Origin of the sequence: Micromonospora sp. 050-3 (genome assembly GCF_046549335.1) — a bacterium.
GTDB lineage: Bacteria > Actinomycetota > Actinomycetes > Mycobacteriales > Micromonosporaceae > Micromonospora > Micromonospora trifolii.
The window spans coordinates 1,014,001-1,037,622 of the sequence record NZ_JAJPVX010000001.1 but is presented as its reverse complement, the minus strand read 5'-3'; the positions used below and the strand labels follow the sequence as shown (position 1 = coordinate 1,037,622).

At 67.9% G+C, this 23,622-nt stretch carries 16 protein-coding genes and 2 tRNA genes; 7 read left to right on the top strand and 11 right to left on the bottom strand.

The features are described 5' to 3' along the window. Positions 1-42: 42 nt before the first annotated feature. From ACLJOK_RS04755 to ACLJOK_RS04735, 5 genes are all read right to left on the bottom strand, one after another. Positions 43-114 (bottom strand) — tRNA-Pro (locus ACLJOK_RS04755). A gap of 10 nt (positions 115-124) precedes the next feature. After that, positions 125-195, bottom strand: a tRNA-Arg gene (locus tag ACLJOK_RS04750). A 20-nt stretch (positions 196-215) separates the two neighbouring features. Next, a complete protein-coding gene (locus ACLJOK_RS04745) occupies positions 216-1,628 on the bottom strand; it encodes a hypothetical protein (protein WP_410816374.1) in 1,413 nt (470 codons plus the stop codon). A gap of 647 nt (positions 1,629-2,275) precedes the next feature. Continuing rightward, on the bottom strand, positions 2,276-3,454 hold the full coding sequence (locus ACLJOK_RS04740; protein WP_410816373.1) for a class I SAM-dependent methyltransferase: 1,179 nt from the start codon (positions 3,452-3,454) through the stop codon (positions 2,276-2,278). A 183-nt stretch (positions 3,455-3,637) separates the two neighbouring features. Then, a complete protein-coding gene (locus ACLJOK_RS04735; protein WP_410816371.1) occupies positions 3,638-4,321 on the bottom strand; it encodes a TetR/AcrR family transcriptional regulator in 684 nt (227 codons plus the stop codon). A 56-nt stretch (positions 4,322-4,377) separates the two neighbouring features. Between ACLJOK_RS04735 and ACLJOK_RS04730 the strand changes: the two genes are divergently transcribed. After that, positions 4,378-5,268 carry an alpha/beta fold hydrolase gene (locus ACLJOK_RS04730; protein ID WP_410816370.1) on the top strand — a complete coding sequence of 297 codons (891 nt, stop codon included), beginning with the start codon at positions 4,378-4,380 and terminating at the stop codon, positions 5,266-5,268. Between the two features lie 131 nt (positions 5,269-5,399). Next, positions 5,400-5,888, top strand: coding sequence for a hypothetical protein (locus ACLJOK_RS04725; RefSeq protein ID WP_410816369.1), 489 nt, complete (start codon positions 5,400-5,402; stop codon positions 5,886-5,888). Between the two features lie 373 nt (positions 5,889-6,261). Here the strand turns inward: ACLJOK_RS04725 and ACLJOK_RS04720 are convergent, their stop codons facing one another. Next, complete coding sequence (locus ACLJOK_RS04720) at positions 6,262-7,371, bottom strand: hypothetical protein (RefSeq protein ID WP_410819267.1); 1,110 nt, start codon at positions 7,369-7,371, stop codon at positions 6,262-6,264. 1,536 nt (positions 7,372-8,907) lie between these two features. Between ACLJOK_RS04720 and ACLJOK_RS04715 the strand changes: the two genes are divergently transcribed. Continuing rightward, the gene (locus ACLJOK_RS04715) at positions 8,908-9,627 is read left to right on the top strand and encodes a VOC family protein (protein WP_410816368.1); all 720 of its coding nucleotides are present in this window, start codon (positions 8,908-8,910) and stop codon (positions 9,625-9,627) included. 98 nt (positions 9,628-9,725) lie between these two features. On the opposite strand, the gene ACLJOK_RS04710 is transcribed toward ACLJOK_RS04715, so the two are convergent. Then, positions 9,726-10,073 carry a hypothetical protein gene (locus ACLJOK_RS04710; RefSeq protein WP_410816366.1) on the bottom strand — a complete coding sequence of 116 codons (348 nt, stop codon included), beginning with the start codon at positions 10,071-10,073 and terminating at the stop codon, positions 9,726-9,728. Between the two features lie 482 nt (positions 10,074-10,555). Here ACLJOK_RS04710 and ACLJOK_RS04705 point away from each other — a divergent pair, with 482 nt between their 5' ends. Further along, positions 10,556-11,116, top strand: coding sequence for a hypothetical protein (locus ACLJOK_RS04705; RefSeq protein WP_410816364.1), 561 nt, complete (start codon positions 10,556-10,558; stop codon positions 11,114-11,116). A 313-nt stretch (positions 11,117-11,429) separates the two neighbouring features. Here the strand turns inward: ACLJOK_RS04705 and ACLJOK_RS04700 are convergent, their stop codons facing one another. Further along, positions 11,430-15,482, bottom strand: a complete 4,053-nt coding sequence (locus tag ACLJOK_RS04700; RefSeq protein WP_410816362.1) for a hypothetical protein — start codon at positions 15,480-15,482, stop codon at positions 11,430-11,432. A gap of 451 nt (positions 15,483-15,933) precedes the next feature. On the opposite strand from ACLJOK_RS04700, the gene ACLJOK_RS04695 reads away from it, so the two are divergent. Beyond that, positions 15,934-16,425, top strand: a complete 492-nt coding sequence (locus ACLJOK_RS04695) for a hypothetical protein (protein WP_410816361.1) — start codon at positions 15,934-15,936, stop codon at positions 16,423-16,425. A gap of 131 nt (positions 16,426-16,556) precedes the next feature. Here ACLJOK_RS04695 and ACLJOK_RS04690 read toward each other — a convergent pair whose 3' ends face one another. The 3 genes from ACLJOK_RS04690 to ACLJOK_RS04680 form a co-directional block, all read right to left on the bottom strand. Then, positions 16,557-16,826 carry a hypothetical protein gene (locus ACLJOK_RS04690; RefSeq protein WP_410816360.1) on the bottom strand — a complete coding sequence of 90 codons (270 nt, stop codon included), beginning with the start codon at positions 16,824-16,826 and terminating at the stop codon, positions 16,557-16,559. 32 nt (positions 16,827-16,858) lie between these two features. Next, a complete protein-coding gene (locus ACLJOK_RS04685; RefSeq protein ID WP_410816359.1) occupies positions 16,859-18,499 on the bottom strand; it encodes an MFS transporter in 1,641 nt (546 codons plus the stop codon). 135 nt (positions 18,500-18,634) lie between these two features. Continuing rightward, entirely contained in the window at positions 18,635-19,612 is a 978-nt protein-coding gene (locus ACLJOK_RS04680; RefSeq protein WP_410816357.1) for an NAD(P)/FAD-dependent oxidoreductase, read from the bottom strand. A gap of 79 nt (positions 19,613-19,691) precedes the next feature. On the opposite strand from ACLJOK_RS04680, the gene ACLJOK_RS04675 reads away from it, so the two are divergent. Both ACLJOK_RS04675 and ACLJOK_RS04670 read left to right on the top strand, forming a co-directional pair. Continuing rightward, on the top strand, positions 19,692-20,294 hold the full coding sequence (locus ACLJOK_RS04675; protein WP_410816356.1) for a helix-turn-helix domain-containing protein: 603 nt from the start codon (positions 19,692-19,694) through the stop codon (positions 20,292-20,294). 440 nt (positions 20,295-20,734) lie between these two features. Continuing rightward, positions 20,735-23,620 (top strand): glycosyl hydrolase family 95 catalytic domain-containing protein, encoded by a 2,886-nt coding sequence (locus ACLJOK_RS04670; RefSeq protein WP_410816354.1) that lies wholly within the window; start codon positions 20,735-20,737, stop codon positions 23,618-23,620. Positions 23,621-23,622: the final 2 nt, after the last annotated feature.

Genomic DNA, 23,622 nt, shown 5'->3' with positions numbered 1-23,622 from the left:
ATTCACGCTACTCCTCGGCGCACCGGATGGTTACGGCGGGAGATCCGTTGACCGGGCTCGAACCGGCGTCCTCCCGGTCCCTAGCCGGGTGCTCTACCACTGAGCTACAACGGATCTTTACGCGCACCGACGACTGGGCTCGAACCAGCGTCTACCCGGGTAGAAGCCGGGCGCTCTACCACTGAGCTACGACGGACACCGACCATGCTGCCCGATCACGGTCCGGGGTGTCCACCCGGTTCGGGCAGGTCGCTGACCACGACATCCGCCGGAATCAGCGGCAGCTTCAGGCCGCCCTTGACCTTCCCTCCGGAGAACGCCCCGGCGGCACCCAGGATGGACGCCCATACCGGGTCCACGATCGAGATCCCGTGCACCAACTCGGGCGTCGGCCGGAACGCCCCGACGGCTGCTTGCGCCCTTGGCCCCGACCAACCCGACGCGACCGGGTCGACGCCACCGTCGCCGCACGCCGCGTCCACGTCGGCACGGGTACAGGTGGCAGTGCCGTCGAGCACGTCCCACGGCAGCGGCAGCCGCGCCCACACGCCGACGTCGGGGTGCAGGCCGCCGCCGGTCGACCGATGCCACGCGGCCAGGTCCGCCGCGATCAACATCATCGACTTGCCCGGACAGGAGGTGTCCAGCAGCACGAGACTGCCCGTGGCGTCGAGCGTCGCGATCCACGCCGCCCTCGCGGCGTTGTACGCGCCGCACAACAGGTTCCACGTGGACGAATCGTTACCCCGCCGCACGATCATTGTCGCCTGGTCGAACTCGCTGGCCGACCACACCCGCTTGAGCAGGGCGGCGATCTGGCGCATCGTCGTCCACCATCGGCCCAGCAGCTCACCACGCTGGGCGTCAGTCAGCCGGGCCAGCACGGACGGCGTCGGATATGCCTGCGCGATCATCCACCAGTCCGTCGCCGAGTCGGCGGCACAGCGTTGGAAGAGCAGATCCGCGATGTCATCGTACGGATTGTCCCGCCCCGCCAGCGTGAACTCCCGCCGCAGCTTGCGCTTGGCGGTCAGGTACGCCACGAAACAGCCGGCCCACGGATCAGCCAGGAAGGCGCTCCGGTCGATGCTCGCCGCGAACCCGGCCCGCGCGACCATCGTCAGTTGCCGCTTGGTCTGCTCGACCGCCAGCCGGTCAGCCTTCGCCGAGAGTCGCTGCGTCACCCGGAACCGCCTGTTGTACTGCCGCTTCGACAGTTCGATCCCCACCGCGGCGCGGGCCTCGCGGTTCAACCGGTCTTGCAGAAAGTCCAACCGCACCGGATCGGCGGCGCCCAGCGATTCGCTCAGACGGGCCGAGAAATCGAGCAGCGAAGCCGGATCCTCCGGGTCGACGCCGCCTTGCTGAAGCTCGAACAACCGCACTGCCGCGTCGACCTGACGAGCAGCACCGACCGGCCGCGCGAAGTCGGTCGACATGGAACTCCACCCGTTCCACCGCGCCGCGGCACGGGCCGCCCGCCCCAACGTCATCCGCTCGCGAAGCCCCAACTGGCCGCCGACGACCCGCAGCACCAGATGCGCGACCTCTTCCGGCCGACGCCGCTCATCCAGCGACCCGTGCAGCGCGACCAGCGCATCCTCCGCAGACATCTCGGCGATTGACATGACGGGCATCCTGGCAGGCACGACAGGACCGAAGCAATGCGATTCACAGCTGTGCCCTGGCACCACACCAGGGCGTGCTCAACCTCAGCTCAACGGCTGCCACCGCGCCAGGCCACCCGGCTGCTCACGCCCTGCTCCCCCAATTCTGGGCCCGTGGCCCTGGCGTCGCCCAGGCGCCTTGGGGCTCCGCTTCGGCACGTCCTCATCGAGCAGAGCGAGGCCGACGTCAGTCAACGCGACCCGGTACCGAGGCGCAGCCCGCGCGGTCGGCGGCAGAAGAGAGACCGGCTTCTTGAGCCGGCGCCCGGCAGTACGGTGGACGATGTGCATGCCGCTGCGCGCCTTACGGGTCTGCCTGAGCTAGGCGGCGTCCGGAAAGAGTGGTTCAGCGATTGGTACGACGGCGCTATCACCGGCGTCGCCCTTTATGGCGGTCGCGAATATTGGTTCGTCATGGTTACCAATGACGACGATGGCGGGTCATGGGACTTCGACCCTCGCGTCTACGTGCTGCACCGCTTGTCTGACGAGCAACTGGCGCAAGCATGGGACAGGCATCGCAGCTTCGCGGCTGCGGGTCTTCCGGGACGCGTAGCGCTTCAGCCGCGCCGGGCACTTTGCGGCATATGCGGACACTGTCGGTGCGGTCAGTGGTCTTCGGCGTAATGGGAGTGCACGGCGGGTTGTCCGGTGTAGTTGGCACCAGCGCGATCGTCGGCGCCGAGGTATTTGTACGGGAGGCGGGCGTCGCGGCGGCCGGTGCAGCTGATCCGGCGGCGACGGGAGTCGTAGGAGAACCCGGCGGCGCGGAGATGGGCGGTGAGGCGCTGCCCAGCGGGTCGCCCGTCGGGAAGCCGAATGCTGGACAGGTCCAGGTCGGCCACGAGCCGGCCGGTGGGAGTCAGCCAGCCGGCCGCACGGGTCAGGACGGCGAGCTTGTCGCCGACGTAGTGCAGTCCGTGCAGACAGGTGATCAGGTTGAACGTCCGCGTTGGTGCCCAGTTAGCCACGGAGGCGCAGATCAGCTCCAGGTTCAGCGGCGGTGCCGCTACGGGATCAAAGGCGTCAACCAGGTCCACCCCGACGAGGACTGTCCGCTCGGTCAACCCTGCCAGCCGCAGCTCCTCGGCAGCGTGGATCAGCGCTCGACCAGTACCGCAGCACAGATCCAACCAGCCAGCGACTGCCAAAGGCTCAGCCCGGCCGACGCCAACAGGGCCGGCGGCGAAAACGTCAAGAGGGTTGAACCCCAGCTCCCTGGTGTAGCTGTTGACGCCGGACAGCTGCCGCTCGCGGTTCATGGCGCAGTTCGCCACCACCGCGGACTGCTCCAGGGCGTCGCTGTCAAGCAACTCGAAGCTGGCACGTTGGTCGACCACACCAACATCATCTCGGGAACAGCTCTTCAGGCCGAACCCTCGACCAGCGGCATGAAAGTGCGTTGTGTCCTGAGTGTGGGTGGTCGGCGTGAGCGCGCCTGCGATGATCGTAGGGTGGCGCAGGATGTCCCCATGATCGAGTGGCTCGACGAGGTCTGGTCTCGGGCACACGCCGTGCAGATTGTCGAAGGTGGTGAGGACAGCGGTCCTCTTGCCGACCGTGAAATTCTGGCCGAGCTCCCGGATGCCGGGTCGGTCGACGCGGCGCGCGTGTTGACCACGACGGGTCGCCTCATCGGTGACACCTGTCGTTGTCACGGTGGGCCGACGATCGTGCTCCGCGATGCGGCGGGGCCAGGTGCTCGCCAGCGCTGGTTTGCATGGCCACGGCTCGGTCAGGTGAGAGCGGTCGTGTTTCCGTAACGACCTCGTCGTGGCGGTGCTCATCCGTGCGGACATTGGTGACGGTTTGACCCGCGAGGCACTGCGGCTCCGCAGGTCGGTGTGGCGGTCAACGACCCGGCTGTAGTCCCAGCCGACCGCGGCCTGAGCCCGCCGACCCTCGCACCCGGGTCCGCCTTGTCGGTGCCGTTGGCCGCGATGACAGGCATCCTGCGTGCCGCCGGCTGATCACTCCTCCAGTAAGCCGGCGAGAACCCGCGACATCACGTCCTCGAAGCGTGGCGCAGGCACCAGCGGCCCGTCGGTCAACGCCGCCGTCAGGTGGGCGTGCCGGCCCGCCGCGATCACGTGGGCCAGGTAGGCGCCCTGCCTCTGCCGGGCGCTGGAGCTCCCGTTGAGTTCGTTCAGGACGAACGCGGCGGTGAGCGTGTTCATCACGGCAAACGCCTCCAGCTTGCGGCCCACATCCGCCGGATGCCCGGCGAGGACCGCCAACACGTGCTCCAGCAGATCGGTACCGTGCGGGCCGAGCGCCGAGCGCGTGAGCAGCAGCTCCGGCAGCCAATGGTGCCGCCGCATCAGCTCGCGCCCCTGTCTGCACACCTCCAGCAGGCCCGGCAGCCAGGGACCACCCGGCGCCGGCAGCTGATAGGCGGCAGCCACCTCGTCGGTCATCAGGTCGAGCAGGTCGTCCCGGCTGTCGACATAGCGGTAGAGCGACGCGGCCCCGGTGCCCAACTCTGCGGCGATGCGGCGCATCGAGACCGCGGCCAGCCCTTGTCCGTCGGCCAGCGCGATCGCCGCGGCGGTCACCTCCGTCCGGGACCGCTCGGCCGGCCGGCCCACTCCCGTGCGCCGTTTCCGAAGCCAGATCGGCATCGCCTCCATGCCACCCCTCTCGATTGCGTCCATCCTAACTATTGGCATACGGTGTTCGCGAACGCCGTTCCCGAATAAGTGAGGCGGAGATGGCCAGAACCCCGTACACCGCACGCAATGGCGACGTGCACCTCGCGGCCGACGACCTCGGCGGCGCCGGCGGCGAGCCGCTGCTGCTGCTCATGGGGCTCGGCGTGTCCCGTTTCTACTGGCCCGACGGGCTGGTCGGCGCGCTGATCAACGCCGGTTTCCACGTGGCCTCGTTCGACGGCCGCGACGCCGGCGGCTCCACCCACTTCGACGACACCCCGGCTGGCAATCCGGTGACCGCGCTGTTCCGCCGGCGGCCGCCTGCCTACACCGCCGAGGACATGGCCGACGACACCGTCGCCGTGCTAGACGCGCTCCGATGGCGGCGCGCCCACCTCTTCGGCATCTCCCAGGGCGGCCTGGTCGCTCAGCGCACCGCGCTACGCCACCCGGAGCGGGTGCGCACCGTGACCTCTTTCGCCGCCGTGCCCAGCGACATTCGTGGTGCCGCCGTCCTGCGCTATGTGCGCCTGCCGTTCCTGGCGCGCCTGACGCGCATGCGCCAGCCCGCCGGCCGCGACGGCGACGTGGCGGCCGGCCTGGCCCTGTTGCGGGCGGTCGCCTCTCCCGGCCACCCGTTCGACGAGCATGACGCCCGCCTCCGCGTGGAGCGCGAACTCGACGCCGGGCTGCCCAGCGGTGTCCGCAACAGCCGTGCCCAGGCCCGGCAGACCAGCGCCACCTGGCACGGCCCGCGCCTGCGCGAGCTCCGCGTGCCCACCCTGGTGTTACACGGCGAGCAGGACCCGCTGATCCGCCCCGCCGCCGGCCGCCGCATCGCCGCGTCGGTGCCAGACGCCCGCTACGTCGAACTGCCCGGCACCGGTCACGACCTGCCAAAGGAAGTCTGGCCGACCGTGGTCCGCGAGATCCGTACCCGGGTTGGCTGAGGCCAGCCACGGCGCGCCTCGCATCCAGCTCCAGACCTAGGGCTCGGTGCTCGTCGGCCCATTAACTGATCCCACCCGTCCGACCGGGGCTGGTAGCGTGCGCCGAACATGAAGATCATGGGGGAACATCAATGAACCGAACTCGACTCGTCCTGAGTGGCTTTGCCGTTGCGGCGGCGATCGCGATGTCCGGCTGCGATCCGCAGCCCGACTCCGAGGGCACCGCAACCGCGCCGTCCCCGGCAGCCTCGAGCGCCGCCCCGACCGGCGGCGCGGCCACCACCGCGCCCAGCACCGCGGCCAACGACGCGGCCACAGTGAAGGCCTGCACCGACATCAAGAAGGACATCAAGGACAACGCGGCCAAGATCACCAAGGCCGAGAAGATCGGCCCGCCAGCCGGGCACTTCGCGGTCAGTGCCCAGTGGGCCGCCGGCTCGGTCGCGATCCTGGCGCACTCGATGAGTGCCAACGAGGCAGTCACCGCCACCTCCGAGAAGATCCAGAACGAGATGATGGCCCTGAGCGACGCGTACAACAAGTCCGCCGACGCCAAGCCCAGCAAGAAGGCCCTGGAAGCCGCCATCAAGGAGCTGGACACCGCCTGCTCGGCCGCCTGACCAGGTTCGATGACGCAGTCGGCGGTGACCGTCACCCGGACGGTCACCGCCGATTCGCATGTCCGTGCGGCCTGCGGCACCTGAGTCAGCGGCCTTTGAGCAACTTACGGTCCAACTGCGTGACGCCCAGCGAGCTATCCGTCGTCGTCCACGGGTCGCCGAGAGGTGGCGACCTCAGTCGTCACTCAGTTTGTCACTCGCTAAGCGGCTGGGCATGCTCACATCCTCCCGAAGGCGCGCACATCGGCACGAGTGGAGGCCGCCCTACCGCCTGCGCGGCAGCGCCAACGCTGACGCCTTCGGGTGCTTTGAAAGGTCACCACAGAGGGACCGCTGGGTGCGGCGCCGCAAGTGGGACCGACTCGTCAGGGCCTCATCGATCATCATCGCTGGCGAACTTCTCGAACGCTCGGAGGCGTAGCCGCGCCGCCACGTTCCCGGCGAACCAGGTGAAGAAGTCGCTGGTTTGGTCAAGGTCTGCGCTGACCGTGGCGCACCAGTCTGGCCGGTCGAGTACTGCGAGGTACTGCCGAACGATGTGGTCTCGCTGCTCGGCGGTGCAACCGCATCGGTTCGAAGGTTTGGTCGCTAAATGGTCGGCGATGACCGCAGCGTCGACGTACCGGCTGGCGGTCGGCGTCTGCCGGGCGAGGTGAGCAGCGTGCGCAGCCAGGACGACGGGCGCCGGCGGGTAATGCTCGAGGGTCGTGCCCATTCCACCGCAATCGGTCATGGCCTTCAGGAGTCGGCCGGTGTGATCGATCAGGGCATCGTCGGCCTCAGTGCTGGTGATCGCTTCGTGCAGGTGCGCTGTTGTGGCGACCTGGCCAGCGAAGTAGCCGTTGAGGTAATCGCCGTCGCAGGCGTGCCGCAGAAGCCACGCTCGAGAGGCGGAGCCGCCGCGTCGGCACATGGCCTCGACGACGTAGACCCGGCCCCAGCCGGCCACACGCTGGGCGAGCCACAGCAACGCCTCACTGCCTCTACGGCGGCGTTGCAACGCCTCGGCGGCCAACGGCCCGAACCAGTTCGACAGCAGGCCGATGGTCTGGATCAGCGGGATATCGTCCTCGGCAAAGTCAGTGCCCATCAGCGCCAGTCCGACAGTGGCCGGGCCCCGGTCCACGCTGTGCCGCACGAGCCATCGGCCGGTCTGTTGTACTCGTCGCCGATCGGCGCGTAGCGCCGCGGCAGCGATGTGCTCGTTGCGATGGATGGGCACGTAGAGGTCGCGCAACGCGTCGGCAAGTTCGCTTACCGGCGCGTCAGGCTCACTGAAGTGCTTGTCGAGAATGGCAGCGACATCGACCCCGTCGAGTCTTCGATCGCTTGCCGTCCGGTTCCGCAGTTGGGGGCGGTAACGGTCTTCGTCCGGATACGGCTCGCCGTCGCGTGGCAGCGCACCGTCAGGATCTTGCTGATGCAGACGTAGAGCGTGTTCAAACAGGGTGATCTGGGGTCCGAGCAGTCCGGGCTCGGTCATCACGCTCACTGGCGGAGGAAGGACTCGATTCTCTGGATCATGGGCGGCATATTGCCATCCGGGACACGCTGCGGCAAGTAGCGCGCCGCCCGGTACGCGCTCCAACACCGGCTTCTCTCTGGCATACGGTGGCCAACCCGGAGAGCTGATCGGCCGTCACCGTCGACGGCCAACGTTCTAGGTCAGTGCCTCGCACGTCTTGCGCGGCCAGCACCTCGTCGAGACTGGGGGCCGCCGCTCGGCCCAGCCCTGCTCCTCCTGGTCAGGGACGAAGTCGGGCGCCAGCCCGATCGCTGTGAACGGCTCGGTCGATCCCAGACAGCAGCGGCGGAACCACGAGTCGTGCACGAACACCATCTGGTGCTGGGCCTCCACCGGCGACCATTCGCCACCGACGCACTACTGCTTCGACCCCCTGGGCGTCGCTCGCAGCCGCTCGACGGTCGCCGCCCAGCCGGCTCGCAGCTGCCGGACAGCCTGCAGCACGTCCGCCGAATCGGCTGAGCGGAGCAGCAGCGGCATCGGTTGTATGCATCCGGCTGTTCACCTTCGTCGCCGGTATCGGTCCGGGCCTGACCTTCGTTCGCGCCCGGTCATGAGCGACCGCGCGCGGACCGCCGCATGATGCAGTCCGGGACCAGGCCACCTTGCCTCTCGCCCCAGCTCAGGCCCACGGCGGGAGGAGTTGCCGGAGTAGCCCTTTAACAGGAGCGGGATGTCGCGGAGTTTGCCGTTGGCACTGACGCGGAACCTGCCCTCGCCGGTGCTGGCGAGGCCGGAATGGCAGTGGACGCAGCAAATCGCGAGCAGGAGAAGGTGCGGGCGCCGAAGGGCCCAGGACGAAACGAGATGAGGAAGCGTAGACATGATCCCTCTGAAGACCTGACGGAAGGCATGGGAGAAGAGCCGACGGCGACGTCGGCGACCGATGCACGGGGAAGGTGTCAGGTCTAAAGAGCAGGCGGCGTCACGCGGGGTGAAGTCCTCTCGTGAGTGGGTCGCAGAAGAAAGATCCAATTGCAAGGTAGGGCGGGACGGGCTGGCGAGGCCACCCGTTTTTGTCATGGTGGCGAGCACTGCGGGTCGAGGTCGGCGAACCAGGCGTCGACCGCGCCCCATCCGCCCTCGGGGCCCCGGTCTGCCGTATTCCGGCCGCCCCGACGGACTTGTTCCTCCCGCTGGCCTTCGCCCTGTCCATCGGCAGCCTCGCAGGGACGACCGCCACCTACCTGCCACAGCGTGTTGGTGAACGCCAGGTCGGCAGATCGCTTCACCTGCCGGCGCATGATTTCCAATACACGACCGGAACTTGGCCGCTCGTATTACTCCCGGGTCGGCAGCCGCTCATCGGCGACGTGCTTGTCAGCGGCAGATCCGAGTGCCTGATCTTGGCGAGACACATGGCAGGCAGGAACGCGCCGCCAATGGTTCGGGCGGCCGCCTTGCGTTCTGGGTCATCAGCCGATCGGATGATCGTAGGCGATGATCGGCTATTTCCATGTGCGACGGACACCCTGCGACGCTTAGGAAGGAGGCATGACCAACGAGCGGACCGTTCCCCTGCTGCCGTGCGCATCCATTGACGACATCGAGACCTTCTACAGGGTTCTCGGTTTCCGCACCACGTACAAGCAACGCAAGCCCAACGCGTGTGTGGGGGTGCAGCGGGAAGACCTCCATCTGCAGTTCTTCGAGATCGCCGGATTTGACGCGGAGCAGTCCTATGGCTCCTGTCTCGTACTCACCGCGGACATCGAGGGACTACATCGGGCATTCGCAGCCGGCATGCGCGCCGCGTACGGCAAGGTACTGGTGTTCGGAACGCCGCGGATGACCCGGCCTAGGGCGCGGAAGAACGCCGACGGGTTGGGCGGATTCAGCGTCATCGACCCGGGCGGCAACTGGATCCGCGTCTTTCGGGACGCCGCCAACGCGCCCATGCCGGCCGCCACGCCTGCCGGGCGGCTGGCCAAGGCCCTGGCGAATGCTGTCGTGCAAGCCGATTCCAGGGGAAGCGTCGGACAAGCCGTTCGGATCCTAGACAGCGCGTTGGCCCGCCTACAAGCCGACGACGACCCGGTCGAGCAGGTGGAGGTCCTGGTCTACCGCGCCGAACTCGCCATGGTGCTGCAGGATCCGAAGACTGCGGCCGACATGCTGGTCCGCGCCCAGTCCGTCACGCTCACACAAGACGAATCCGAAAGGGCGACACCCGCGTTCGACAACGCCGCCGACCTCGCAGCAGCACTGCGGTGACCCACGGTCCGCGTCGTCGCCACCGCGCTCGACATGCTGGACATCGACGCGATGCGCGCCCGCTTCGACCCAGACGCCCTGACTGCTGGGCTTCCGGTTCAGCTTGCTTCCAGTCCCTCGGCGCGGCGGGTGAGGTCTGCCGCGATGTCATCCCCATCGGGGCCATGCAGCCAGAGGTTCTGCGCAGCTTCTCTCAACAGCGCCGGCTCATCGGGACGCTGCAGAAGGACCAGCCGATAGGCCAGGTTCCGCACCCAGATCGGCAAGAGGCCGTCAACCACGTGTGGGCACAGCTCGCGCAGCATGGCGAGGATCGACTCCGCATCAGCGAAGGTTAATTCCTCAATGAGGTAGCGCTCGTCGTGATCAGCGCTGCATCGCGGCGGAGTGGGCCGATACTCGTCGCCATAGAGGCACCGAGCGCGCTCCGTCAGGGTGCTGTGCATGCCACGAACCCTACGACGCCATGATTCCTGACGCTGAGCTGAGCTGACTGCGGCTTACGGAGACGACGCATGTGCTCCTCGGCTAGGCGCGGGGATCGCCCGTCTCTGAGGACGCAGAGCATCGGTGCCGGCACCTTCGGTCCGCCGAGGAGCTCTCAAGCCTGATGGTCCTGGTCAGGGCACTGCACGTCTCCCCTAGCGGGCGACATAGAGGCTTGTCGACCGCGTGCAGCACCGCGGAGCACTCCGCGGTGAAACAGGACACTGGACCGACTCTGACCTGCGGCATCGTGCAGCCGCCATCACTATCCATGCCGACGCCCGCAGGCAGCCGCCGAGGCGGCGTGAGCGAAACTGTTCCGCACACCTCAGACCCTGTTCCACCTCGCCAGCCGCAGGTCAGGCTTACCGCCAGATCGATGTAGTCGAGCAGGCCGATCTTCGTCCTGCGGGCCACTCGACACGGAAGGAAGGCAAGGGGAATGAACCTCTCTATCAAGCAGAGAGCCTCGGCGGTTCTGGCGGGACTGGTCCTCCTAGTTGGCGTGGCGATCACGTCGGCCGCACCGGTGCTTGCCGCTCCCGCCGCGGCAACACCCGTCTCGCAACTCGCTGCGGCCGACTCGACCGTTACCTCGATCAACCCGTACGAGTGGAACACCGCCACCCCTTCAGGCGCGCCACCAGCGGGAGCGATTTGTGAGTGGACGCCCGGCGCCCAGGCCTGTTTCGAGCGGTCCGGCGACCGGTGGTGGGTGCTCGACAACAGTTCTGATGGCCGATCGGTGACCGCGTCGTGGACGAACCGGCTCGACACCTATCCCGGCTGGTACACAGTGGATTACCGCGAGGGTTCCTGCGTGAACAAGCTGGGCGCCGGCAACTGGGGCGTGTGCAACAAGGACTACTACGAGAACGGCACCCAGCACGCTTACGGCATCGGAAGCTTGCTCGAATGGCAGGCTTGTTTCTACGACTCGGCAGCCGGCACCTGGCACGGATGCTCTTCGCCGCCGCCTAGCTGGACTTACAACGACCAGTAACCGCTGGCAGCAACTCCTTTCGCTGGGCGGCGGGCCGCACTGGTCCTCGACATTCCTCGACGATCTCTCGGCAACTGCACGCGGCATACCGGCCCTGGGTGGCTGGCCGCCCCGGCCTGGCCTGTGGCCAGGCCGGGCGGCTTGCCGTCGGGGCCGGGTCACCGCGCCCGTACTAGATGCCGGCTCGACGGCGTCTGGTGGGCACCTTCCTCGAGTGAGGAGCATGCATCGGTACTGGCAATGCAGAGCACGAGCGGGGCCAGGAGCCCGAGCAACCGACGGCCGCCCGGGCTCCCGGATCGTGACGCGTTCGTCACGGGTACATCTGCGTGACGGTGAAATTCATCGATTGAGCGTAGAGGCTGACACCGGCCGGGCTGTTGGGGTGGAAGGACTGCTGCGACGTCGGGCCGTCCGGGATGTCACCCGGCGATTTGTCCGTCACGATCCCGTGGATGCCCACCGGCGAGCCGCAGACCGACTTGCCCGCGAACTCGTCGATCGGGTCGGAGTAGTACGCGATCGTCCCGCCGTGTGCGGTGTTGAAGTCGCGGACGACGTCCAGTTGCTTGTCACGCAGCAGCACGCTCATCTCGGACAGCCACACCCGCTCCTCGTCGCTGAGGACGAGCTTGATGGCGCAGAGCGGGTCGCCGCCGACTTCTACGATCTTCGGGTACCCCATGAGCATGATCTTGGCGTTCGGCGCCTTCTTGCGGATCTCCTCCAGCACCTTCGTGTTGGACCGGGAAACTGTGTCGGTGATCCGGCGCCTGGTCGACGCGTCCACGGTGTCCGTCTCGCCCGACAGCTTCGCCTTGAAGCAGTCCAGCGGACCGGCCATGACGAGGCACTCCTTGACCGCCGGGCCGAACTTCGCGTCGTTGCCGCCGATCGAGATCGTGACGAGCGTGGTGTTCTCGTCCAGGTAGCCCTTGTCGAGCTGGGACACCTCCAGGTACTGGCCCTTGCCCCGTTCATTGTCGGCGTTGCGGGGCTCGTTGCTGACGGTACGCAGCGGCAGGATGTTCTCCGTCTCCGCGCCCGAGCAGGCGATCAGGTGGTAGTCCATGTTGACGTCGTGCTGCTGGCTCGTGATGTCCGCCCGCGGCCCGATCGGCGTGGAAGACCCGGGCAGCACAGCCTTGCGCGACCACGCCTTCTTCGAGCGGTGGCAGCCGTTGCGGAAGGCGTTGTTGCTGTTGTTGTCCGTCTCGCGGTAGTAGTCCGAGCCGTTCACCGGCGAGGCGCCCTCGCCCGACGAGAACGAGTCGCCGAGCGCCACCACCTGGTGCTGCGGCTTGCCCGGCAGCGGGATGAACGCCGCCGCGTCGAACGCCACGTTCTCCTGCGGCCGGCCAAAGGCCAGGTCGCCCTGCCCACTGGCCGGCACGTCGTCCCGCAACTGCGCCAGTTCCTCCGGTGTCAGGTCCGACACCATGTTGGTCAGCTCCACCTTTGGGACGTTGTTGAACTCGAACACGCCGAGCGCCACCCAGCGGTTCGCGTACCCGCGCTGCTGGACCATGCGGGTCTTGACCACGCCGTTCTTCGTCGTGATCTTGTACGCCGCCTGCTGCGTGGTTCCGAGGTGATCGGGGATGTGGACCATGACCCGCATCCAGCCGTTCACCGTGCGGTCCAGCGTCCACGTTCCGCTGACGTAGAGGTTGCTGCCCGGCTCGCGGGTGTGCGTGAACCAGTAGTGCGCGCCGTACCCGCCGCCGACCTGGTGCAGGTCGATCTTGCCCGGGTACTGGAGCGTGCCGTTCTGCGTCTCGCCGGCGAACCCGTGCGTGAACGTGCCGCTGTTCGTTCGTCGGGTGCAGAACCAACCGGCCTCGTCACGGCGTGGGCTGACGACCTCGTTGATCACGTCGTCGACCACGAGCGCGTTCGCCGGCAGGTCAGTGCCGCACTTCGGGTAGTAGCTCACCCCTGCGGCCGGATACGCCCAGCCGGGGTCGTACCTGATGGCGGCCTTACCACAGTCCAGACAGCCCGGTTTCCAGTCGGCGGACTGGTTGTACCAGCATTTGAGGTCCCGTTCGCCGATGACGTTCTCGTGGTGGCACGGGCCGGCCGGCTCGTCGATCACATCGGGCGCCGTCGGCGGGAGGTTGTTGCCGTAGTAGCAGTCGTTGGACTGGTCGCAGAACGTCTGGAGGTGCGGCTTCACCCGCTCGCGCCCGTCGTTCGTGCTCCACCACGCGTACCGGTAGCCGTCGGTGTAGGTGTCCGGCTTCTCGATCGCGTTGAGCGGGTGTCCGGCCCAACCCATGATCTTCTCCGGGTACGGCCAGTGGCTCGGGTGCCGCGCGTCGTCGTAGGTGAACTCCAGGAACGCCTTCCGGTTCGCCGGATACCGCGGGTTGGCCGGGTTGTTCGCCCAGCCGACGCCCCACGGACCGTCCGTGCTGCCCTGCGGCGCGTAGAACCCGGTGTTGTAGGCCCACACCGCGAAGAACCAGCTCTCGATGTACTGCGGGTCGCCGCCGTTGACCTTCATGTTGTACGCGTGGACCTGGTTCCACTTGTCCTGCAGGATCCGCAGCGACTGGGAGATGTTCGCGGCGAAGTCCACGGTGATGGCCAGCTGTTGGTTGTACGGCAGCGGGACCTCGTTCGGCTTCTGGAACCCGGGCTTGCGCATGCCGTCGGTGACCTGCCCGACGCCGTAGCCGCAGTCGGACTTGTCCCAGCGGATCTTCCAGTCGTCGCTCGTGTCGGCGTCGTAGATGTCCAGCCCGTAGTAGTTGCCGATGAGCGGGTTGCCGAACTCGCCGGGCAGGACGTGCGGCGAGGCCTGCCACAGGTTCGACTCCTGGGCGAGGATGCCGAGCATGATCTGCGCGGGCACGTGGCCGCCGCCGTTGAGCGGCCGCATCGGGAACCACTGTGCGACGTTGTAGCCGGGCAGGCCAGACTGGTTGAAGTTGTTGCCCCGGTTGAGGATCAGCGCGTCCTGCACCGCCATGTCGACGACCCACTCGATCTCCCGGGCGCGCGGCTGGTACACCTGTACCCGCACGTCGTTGCGGGGGATGGCGCACCAGGCGGCAGCGTCGACCGGGTCGTGCAGCGGTGTCGCCAGCGTCGTGGCACCCGGTGCCGACCGGGCCCGCCTTGGCGTCTTCGGGTTCGCCCGAGCGCCGGCGTCGCCCGACGTCGGCGTGGTCGGCTCGACCGCGAAGTCCACGCTGCGGCCGGACGCCGGCACCTTGGCCTTCATGGTGAGCGAGCGTCCGCGGCGGCCGTCCGCGGCCTGCGCCGCCCGCGGGTCGGTCGTCCACTTGATGTCGTCGAGCAGCAGGTCACCCTCGCTGGACATCTCCGCCTGCACGGTCGCGTCGAGCTTCGCGACACCCTTGGGCAGCTTGTGCACCTTGCCGGGGGTACCGGTGATGCCGACCCGACCGCCCGCGCCCTTGACCACGTTCATATCGGTCGTGCCGCCCTCGGCCAGCGTGGCCGTCGCGCCGGACCTCACGACGGTCCGCTTGACCCGGCCGGCCTTGCTGTCGGCATCCATGTATACGACGGCATCGCCGTTGGCCGCCAGCCGGAACGGTACCCCGGTGGTCCTCGCGACGGCCGACCGGCGACCCTTGCCGTCGACCTTGACCAGCGCGCCGTTGTCGGCGGCGAGGATCTGGCCCTTGACCGGTAGCGCCGAGGTGAGCTGGCCCGCTACCTGGATTGGCGCGGACGCGGTGCCGGTCGCGGCGTCGAGCTGCGTCAGGCGGGTCTTGCCCGAGCCGGTGTCGCCGCCGGTGAACGTGCTCAGCACGACGTTCTCACCGGTACCGCAGCCGGGGCTGAAGTACGCGAGGGATGCGTGCGCGGCTACCTTCCGGACGGACTGGTCCTTGAGGTCCACGACCGCCACGAAGGCACCGCGGTCGAACAGGTCGGGCTTGTTGGTGTAGGCGCGGGGCGCGTACGTGACGACGAGCCGCCGGCCCGACTCGGTGAGGCAGCCGTTGCCGATCCACTGGTCGGTCTCCAGCCCGGGCTCGCTCAGCGTGGCCGCGGTCGTCCAGCTGTACCCGGAGGCGGCCGACGCCACGAGCACATGCAGGCCGGTCATGTCGCCGGAGAGGGTCCAGGCTCGGTCCTGCGACTTCCGCCAGCCCTGCTTGAGGGTCGAGTCGCGCTGACCGGGCGGTATCGCGGTCGACGCCACATCCTTCGGGGGCGGCGGGTCCGGCGCCGCGGCGGCCGGGGCGGGGAGCGCCACGAGCCCACTGGCGACGATCGAGACGGCGGCGAGCGCGACGGTGGCGCCGCGACGGGCGGCGCCGGGACTGAGCCCGCGCGGCAGCGCGGGGCGGGGCGGGGCGGGGCGGGGCGGTGATGCTGACACTGCGGTTCCTCCCGGATGACGTGGGGTCGATGCAGTGTCGGAACCGCGCTCACCGTCGGCGCATCACGATGCCATCGTGGGCGTACCGCGCCGGCGTCACGGCACGTCCAAGGTGGCATCCGGCACGGGTGCCTGCGCACCCAGCGGGTCATCGCGATGCTGCTTGTCAGTCGCGGCCGGACGGTCGCGACCACGGACATGATCGACATGCTCTGGTCGGGCAACCTGCCCACCACCGCTGTTAACCAGGTTGAGAACTGCCTGTCCCGGCTCCGGCGGGATGCTCTTCGGCGCCCACCTCGACCGGAGCACGGGCGGCTACACGCTCGAGGTCGCCCATGCCGACGGCGATGGCGGCGAAACACCGCGCGGATGACCTGACGATGCGGCCGCGATGCGGCGACGCCGAAGGATCACCACCACGACATGCAGCACGACTGAGGAGGACAGCATGAAGGTAGGGAAGGTCCGGAAGCATCGCCTGGTGCGGACGCTGATCGCCCTGGTGGCGTTCATCGGACTCGGCGTGGTCACCGCGGCGGTACCGGCGTCGCCGGCGCTGGCCGCGTGTTCGGGCACCGGCTGTCACAACGTCAATCCCAACGGCCAATGCAGCGGCACCCGGCACGGCTGGACCGGCGGCGGCTACGACAGCGGACTCGGCATCGTCGTCGTGAAGTCGTCCAGTTGCAGAGCGGCCTGGGCACGCCTCCAGAACGACCAGTACCTCCGCTACAACGGTGGGACGTTCACAGTGCGCATCGAGCGCCGGGTGTGGTCGTCCTATGGCTACTGGTACGCCGGCAGCCTCAGCAAGCAGTTCCCCTCCACCAACGGCGGAGTGTGGACCAACATGCTCGAGGATCTCGACTCCTGGGACGAGCACCAGGCCTGCTACAACTTCCTCGGCGGCGCCTGGACCTGTACCCCCTGGATCAGCTGAACAGCAGGCGGACGTCAGGGTCCCCCGGCGGCGCGGGGGCCCTGAGATCCGTCATCCGGCCGGCTGGGTGTCGACCCGGGTGTCTCAAGGGCCAGCAACGCCTTTCGCCACTGCGACCAACAAATGCCCTATCAGGCGTCCGACTCGTACGGCAATGGTTTGAGCCCATCCTCGCCTTGCCACCAGCGCGAGTCCTTACCGTAGTAGATGGTACGAGCCCAGTCGTCCGGCGTTTCGTGGAAGATCAGGTCCATATCGCCGATGTGGTCGAGGTGTCCCCAAGCCTGATTCACCCGGCCCACCGCCTCGACCCGAGTAATCGGGAATCGCACCAGCATCTCGTGCAGTATCTGCTCGACGAAATCTCGAGCCTTGTCGGACATGCGCAGTTGCAGCTCCACGGCGCACTCCCTCGCTTCACCGCACCGGATGCCTATCCATCATGCCCGATCGAGCAGCGGACCGACTCTTCCGAGGACATCGTCGGTCGAGGCGCGCCATCTGCGTCATTCGGCTGGACGCGGGTGTTCGTCCAGACGATCAGCGACGCGATCAGCAGGAGGATCGAACCCACCAGGAAGGCGTGGGTGACTCCTTCGGTGAAGGTCGCCTGCAACAGTGCCCGCTCCACGGCCTCGGGGTCGCCAGGAAGTGCTGTGGTGATCGGGCCGATCACCTGCTCGGTGCGCTGCCCGGTGAAGTGCAGGGACACGCTGCTGAGTACGGCGAGGCCGACTGATCCACCGAGTTGCTGGGCGGCGTTGAACAGGCCGGAGCCGACGCCGGTGTCCTGCGGTGCCAGCCGGTAGAGCGAGGCCGGGGTGAGGCCGGCCAGCACCATTCCCATGCCCACGGCCATGGTGATCAGGTACGGGAACACCTGGCCCCAGTAGCTGACATTCCCGCCGACCGTGGTGCCGCCGAGGGCGGCCAGCACGGCGGCGGCCGGGCTGTCGTCCACCGAAAGCCGTGCGAACATCGCCATCGAGAAGGCGGCCAGCAGGGTGCCGATGCCGGCGATGATCCGCGGCTGGATCCGCGTCATCGCCCTGCCCGCCACGGTCGCCGTCACCACGATCCCGAGCGCGAACGGCAAGAAGGCAATGCCGGTCCGCAGCGGCGAGTAGCCGAGGATCTGCTGAACGAACAGGGTCAGGAAGTAGAACATGGCGAACATCGAAGCCATGGCCAGCGTCAGGGCCAGGTAGCCACCCGCCCGGACCCGGTTGCGGAAGATCCGCAGAGGCAGCAACGGATGGGCTGCGCGCCGCTCGATCAGCACGAAGATGACGAGCATGGCCACGCTGACGGCCAGGGTCCCTATCGTCGCCGGGTCGTCCCAGCCATGCCCCTCACCGGGCCTGGTGAGCCCGTAGACCAGACCGACGATGCCCAGCGAACCGGTGACGGTTCCCGGAACGTCGACGAGCCCGCGCCGGCGGGGCGACTCACGCAGCAGCTTCGGGGCCAGCACGGCGATTGCCAGCGCGATCGGGACGTTCAGCAAGAAGGTCAGGCGCCAGCCGTCCAGCTCGATTCCGACGAAGCTGTCCATGCTGGTCAGCCAGCCGCCGATGATCAGGCCGATTCCGGCTCCGGCGCCGGACATCGCGGCGTAGACGCCGAAGGCGCGGTTGCGCGCCGCACCCAGTGGGAAGGTGGTGGTGACCAGGGCCAGGGCGGCGGGGGCGATGAGCGCGGCGCTGCTGCCCTGCAGGATGCGCACGCCGAGCAGGAGTGGCCCGTTCGCGGCGAGACCGCCGAGCACCGATGCGACGGCGAAGCCCACCATGCCGGTCACGAGCATCCGCCGGTAGCCGAACATGTCACCGAGCCGGCCACCGAGCAGCAGCAGCCCACCGAAGAACAGCGCGTAGCCGATGGTGAGCCAGGTGAGACTGGCGCCGGACATGTCGAGGTCCGCGCCGATGACAGGCAGCGCGATGGTGACGATCGAGCCGTCCAGCACGATCAGCAGCTGAGTGACCGAGATGAGCGCGAGTGCCCAGCCAAGGTGCCGTGTCACCGGCAACTGCAGCGCCTCGGCAACCTCAGGAGGGTTCGTGTTGGTCATGGGTACCTTCCTTGTGGTGCCCGCCGAAGATTGGCCCTGCGCGGCGCGGCGAGGGCCGCCGGCTGCGCGCTGGGCCAACCTCGGCTTCGGGTCGGACAGTGGTGCCGACCTTCGGTCAGATTCGGGTCGTGCTGGTTACGAAGAACCTGCGCTCGCGCGGCGGTGGCGCTCGACCGCCGCGCGAGTGTCCTCCGCGACGAGGTCGGCGTTGAGGTGCTGTCCGGCGGTCGCTCCGGCGGCCGCGGCCGCCCCGACCTGAGCGGTCAGGTCGGTCACGTTCCCGGCCAGCCACACCCCGGGCACCTGGCTACGGCCGAACTGGTCGGCGGGCAGGTGATGCCCCATACCGCTGGGGTGTTCCACGGCGTGCAGCCCGAGTTCGCTGAGGAAACCGGCGCGCGCCTCCATCCGCGTCGCCACCGCGATGACCTCGCGCGGCACCACACGGCCGTCGGCCATCCGCAGCCCGGTCAGATCCCCATCGACGGCCTCGGCGGCCGCCACCTCCCCGGTCACCACGTCGATGCCAAGGGCGGCGAACTGTTCCTGCTGCTCCTCGGTGAGCTCGCTGCGGTGGGTGAAGTAGACCAGGTCGTCGCTGAGCTGGCGGAACAACAGGGCGTGATGCACCGACGGCGCGCCAGTGGCCAGAATGCCGATGGCCCGTCCGCGTACCTCGTAGCCGTGGCAGTACGGGCAGTGCACGACGTCGTGCCCCCATTGCGGTGCCAGCCCGGCCACGTCAGGCAGCACATCGACCAGGCCGGTCGCGACCAGCAAACGACGAGCCCGCAACTGCGTTCCGTCGGCGAGCGTGACGACGAACCTGTCGTCGTCACGATGGGCACCACTGACCTCTCCAGGGAGAATCTCCCCGCCGTAGCCGCGGACCTCGTCGCGGCCCGCCGCCAGCAACTCGCCAGGCACGGTGCCCTCCCTGGCGAGCAGACCGTGCACCCCGTCCGCAGGGGCGTTGCGCGGCTGACCTGCGTCGATGACGACAACCGAGCGCAGGGAACGGGCGAGAATCAACGCTCCGCTCAGCCCGGCGGCACCACCACCGATGATCACAACATCAACCGCTCGCGCGGCCCGTTCTCCGTAGTTCTTCACGTCGATCACCTCCGGGCACGACAGTGCGCGGCAACCGGCAAAACGACAACTTCCTTCCCAGTTATGGCAACATCGGGGGATGTCCGATGACATGGAAGAGGCCATCACTGCCGCCGGCCCTCGGCTTCAACAGCTGCGGCGCAGCCACCGCCTCACCCTCACTGACGTGGCCGAGAGAACCGGCATCTCGAAGAGCACCCTGTCGCGGCTGGAATCGGGCCAACGACGTGCCAGCCTCGAACTGCTGCTCCCACTTGCGAAGATCTACCAGGTCACGCTGGACGACCTCGTCAACGCCCCTGCGAGCGGCGACCCTCGGATCAACCTCCGTCCGGTCAGGCGCGACGGGGCGACCCTGCTCCCGCTCACACGGCGGCCAGGTGGCATCCAGGCGTTCAAGATTGTGATTGAGGCAGGCGGATCGGACACGCCGGACCTCCGCACGCATGAGGGTTACGAGTGGCTTTACGTCCTCAACGGGCGCTTACGCCTCATGCTCGGCAGTCACGACCTCGTCCTCCGGCCCGGCGAGGCCGCCGAGTTCGACACCCGTACCCCCCACTGGTTCGGGACGCTCGACGGTGAAGGGGCCGAGTTCCTCAGTCTGTTCGGCCAGCAGGGTGAACAGGTCCATTTCCGGGCGAGACCAAAGACGCTACGACGCCAGGACAGCGCCGGATAACGGACGTGACCACCGACTGACGGCGCGGACTCTGGGGGCGCGCCACGCCGGCCGCCGCCCGTCATGGCGGACAGGGCGTTGGCGAGGTTGTGGTCGTTGGGCTGCCTCGACCGGTGGCGGGCGGCGAACTCTGATCTCTGCCGTTATTCCGGTCCGCTTTACGGCGGTTCGGTTGAGGTCCGGCGACCAAGAGATTTTCTGCAGCGTCAATCGTGATGCCGGCGGGCCTTTCATCCTACCTTTGCTGCGGCCTTTGTCAGGATTGATAGGGTTTCAGGCTTCAACGTAAGATAGATGGGCCTAAATCCTTGACTCAGTGCCCAGGTTGCCGGTTAATCACATCTACGTGTCGGCCGAGCTCACCCTCCCGGGTGACCGACGACGCTGGCGGCCGTCGAATCGATTCGAGAATGCAGCCTCGGTGCCGAGAGGAACTTCGAATGACAGACCTGCCCGTGAGCCGTAGGCGCCTGCTCGTCACCACCGCGCTGACCGCCGGCTCCACTGCCCTGATCCCTGCCGTGGGCGCCGGACGGGCCGCCGCCGTTGCGCCCCAGGTCGCGCTGCCCGAGCGCGGGATCTACGACGCGACCGCGGCGACAACATGGACGGACGGGTTCCTCACCGGCAACGGCGAGTACGGCGCCGTCCTGTACGGAACGCCGACCCTCGAGAAGGTGATCTTCAACCACCACCGCTTCGTGATGCCCAACGGCAGCCGGGGCGTGACCCCACCAGTTATCTCCGGGCGGTTGGCCGGCGTACGAGACAAGGCGCTGGCCGGGAACTACGCCGGAGCCAACACGGACTTCGCGGCCGGCTGGAGCCTGCGCTGGACCCAGACCTACCACCCCGGCTTTGAGTTGCGGATCAGCACGCCAGGCATGACCACGGCCAACGGATACGCCCGCATCACCGACTTCCGGACCGGCGAGGTCACCTCCACCTGGACCGACAGCAACGGCACCTGGACTCGCCGCGCCTTCGCCTCCCGAGCCGACAACGTCGTCGTACACGAACTGACCCCGGCATCCGGCCGATCGATCGAGGCGACGCTGAGCGCCAACACATCCCTCGCGGGCGTCCCCGGCTCGGTCCGTTTCACCACCCTGGCCAGCGTCATCGACGGTTCCGGCTACCTGAACCTACGAGGCACCTACCCGTCCGGGCAGGGCGCGTTCGGCTTCGAGGGCGTCACCCGGGTCGTCGCCACCGGTGGCACGGTAGCCGCGAACGGGTCGAGCATCGTCGTCACCGCGGCAACCAGACTCCTCCTGCTGACCAAACTCGATCGTTACGAGTCAGCCACGGCTTGGGACAGCAAGCCGTTGCACGCGGCGCAGGCCGCGGTGCGCGCCGACTACGCCGAGCTGCGGACCCGGCACGTCACCCTGCACTCGGCGATGTACGACCGCTCCCGACTGGACCTGAACGTCTCCGCCGCCGACCGGCAGCTGTCGACCACCGAGCTGATCGCCCGGCAGAACGCCAACCGCAACACCATCGATGTGGCCCTGCTGGAGCGCCTCTACGACAGCGGCCGTTACCTGTTCATCAGCTCCAGCGGCGTACTGCCGCCGCGGTTGACCGGAATCTGGGCCGGCACGTGGAATGGCGCCTGGGCCGACGATTTCACCACCGATGCCAACATCAATCTCCAGGTCGCCGGCGGCAACATCCTCGACCTCACCGATGCTATGCAGGGCTACGTCAACCTGATCCTCGGGCAACTCGCTCACTGGCGCACCAACGCTCGCAACCTGTACGGCGCCCGCGGCTTTCTGGCCCCGTCACGAACCGACGGCGAGTACGGCTACATGCTGCACTTCGACCCCGGCTTCCCCGGCCAGTGCTGGACCGGTGGCGCGGACTGGTTGCTCTACCCGCTGCTTGAGTATTACCAGGTCACCGGGGACCGGACGTTCCTGGCGGAGAAGCTGGGACCGGCGCTGATGGAGCTGGCCCTGTTCTACGAGGACTTCCTGACCCGCACCGATTCGGCCGGCCGTGTGGTGTTCGTACCGTCGTTCTCGATGGAGAACTCGCCGGCCAGCACGAGCGTCCTGCTGGCGATCAACGCCACCGGCGACATCCAGGCCGGCAGACACGCCCTGCGGGCGGCCGTCGAGGCTGCCAACGCGCTCGGTGTCGAACAGGGCGCCGGCCAAGGCGTCGCACGCTGGACGGCCCTGCTGGCGAAGCTCCCGCCCTACACCATCAACGGCAGCGGAGCCCTCGCCGAATGGTCCTGGCCGGGACTCACGGATCGCTACAACCATCGGCACGTCCATCACCTGTACGGCGCATGGCCCCTGCACGAGATCAATCCCGAGGAGGCGCCCGGTCTGGTCACCGCCGCGCTCAGGGCCCTGGCGCTGCGCGGTGACGAGAACACCTCCGCGCACGGCAGCCTGCATCGAGCCCTCGCCTCCACTCGACTCAAGGACGGCGCCGGCGTCTACAGCAACCTCCGGAAGATCGTCGGCAACAACATGATCTTCCGGTCACTGATGACGGCACACAACCCGAACCTGGAGACCTACAACGCCGATGCGGCCAACACGCTGCCGGCCGTGCTCAGCGAAGCGCTTGTGTACACCAGGCCCGGCGTCATCGAGCTGCTGCCCGCCGTGCCCGGTCAGCTCGCCAAAGGCACCATCACCGGGGTCCGCGGACGCAACCAGGTCCGCATCCACAGCCTCTCCTGGGATCTTCCTGGTCGCTCAGTAACCGTGGTACTCACCTCGACGATCACTCAGGCGATCACCCTCCTCAGCCGGCGCGGGATGGCATCCATCACCACGTCTACGACGGTCACCCCCTCGCCGCTCGGCCCGCACGCCCGGGTGATCTCGTTGACGGCCGGGCAACAGATACAGGTTGTCGTAGGTCTGCCCGCCACCGGCGGCGTCGTTCGACTGCTCAACCGGCGCAGCGCAAAGGTGCTGGACGTCAACGGCGGCTCCACCACGGACGGGGCAACTGTCATCCAGTGGCCGTGGACTGGCGCAACCAACCAGCAGTGGCGGCTGCTACCCAACAGCGATGGCTCATTCCGGCTGTCCGGTGTCAAGAGCGGGAAGGTCCTGGACAGTCCAGGTGGCTCGGGCCAGGGCGCGGCACTCGTTCAATGGGCCGACAACGGCGGACGTAACCAGTGGTGGAATCTCGTACCGGCGACGACCAGCGGGTACTACCGGTTCGTCAATGTGAGCAACGGCTGGTGTGTCGGTGTCGAAGGCGGCTCCACCGCGGACGGCGCCAGGGCGGTCCAGCAACCGGCCAGCGGTGAGATCAGCCAGGAATGGCAGATCCTTGATGCCTGAGA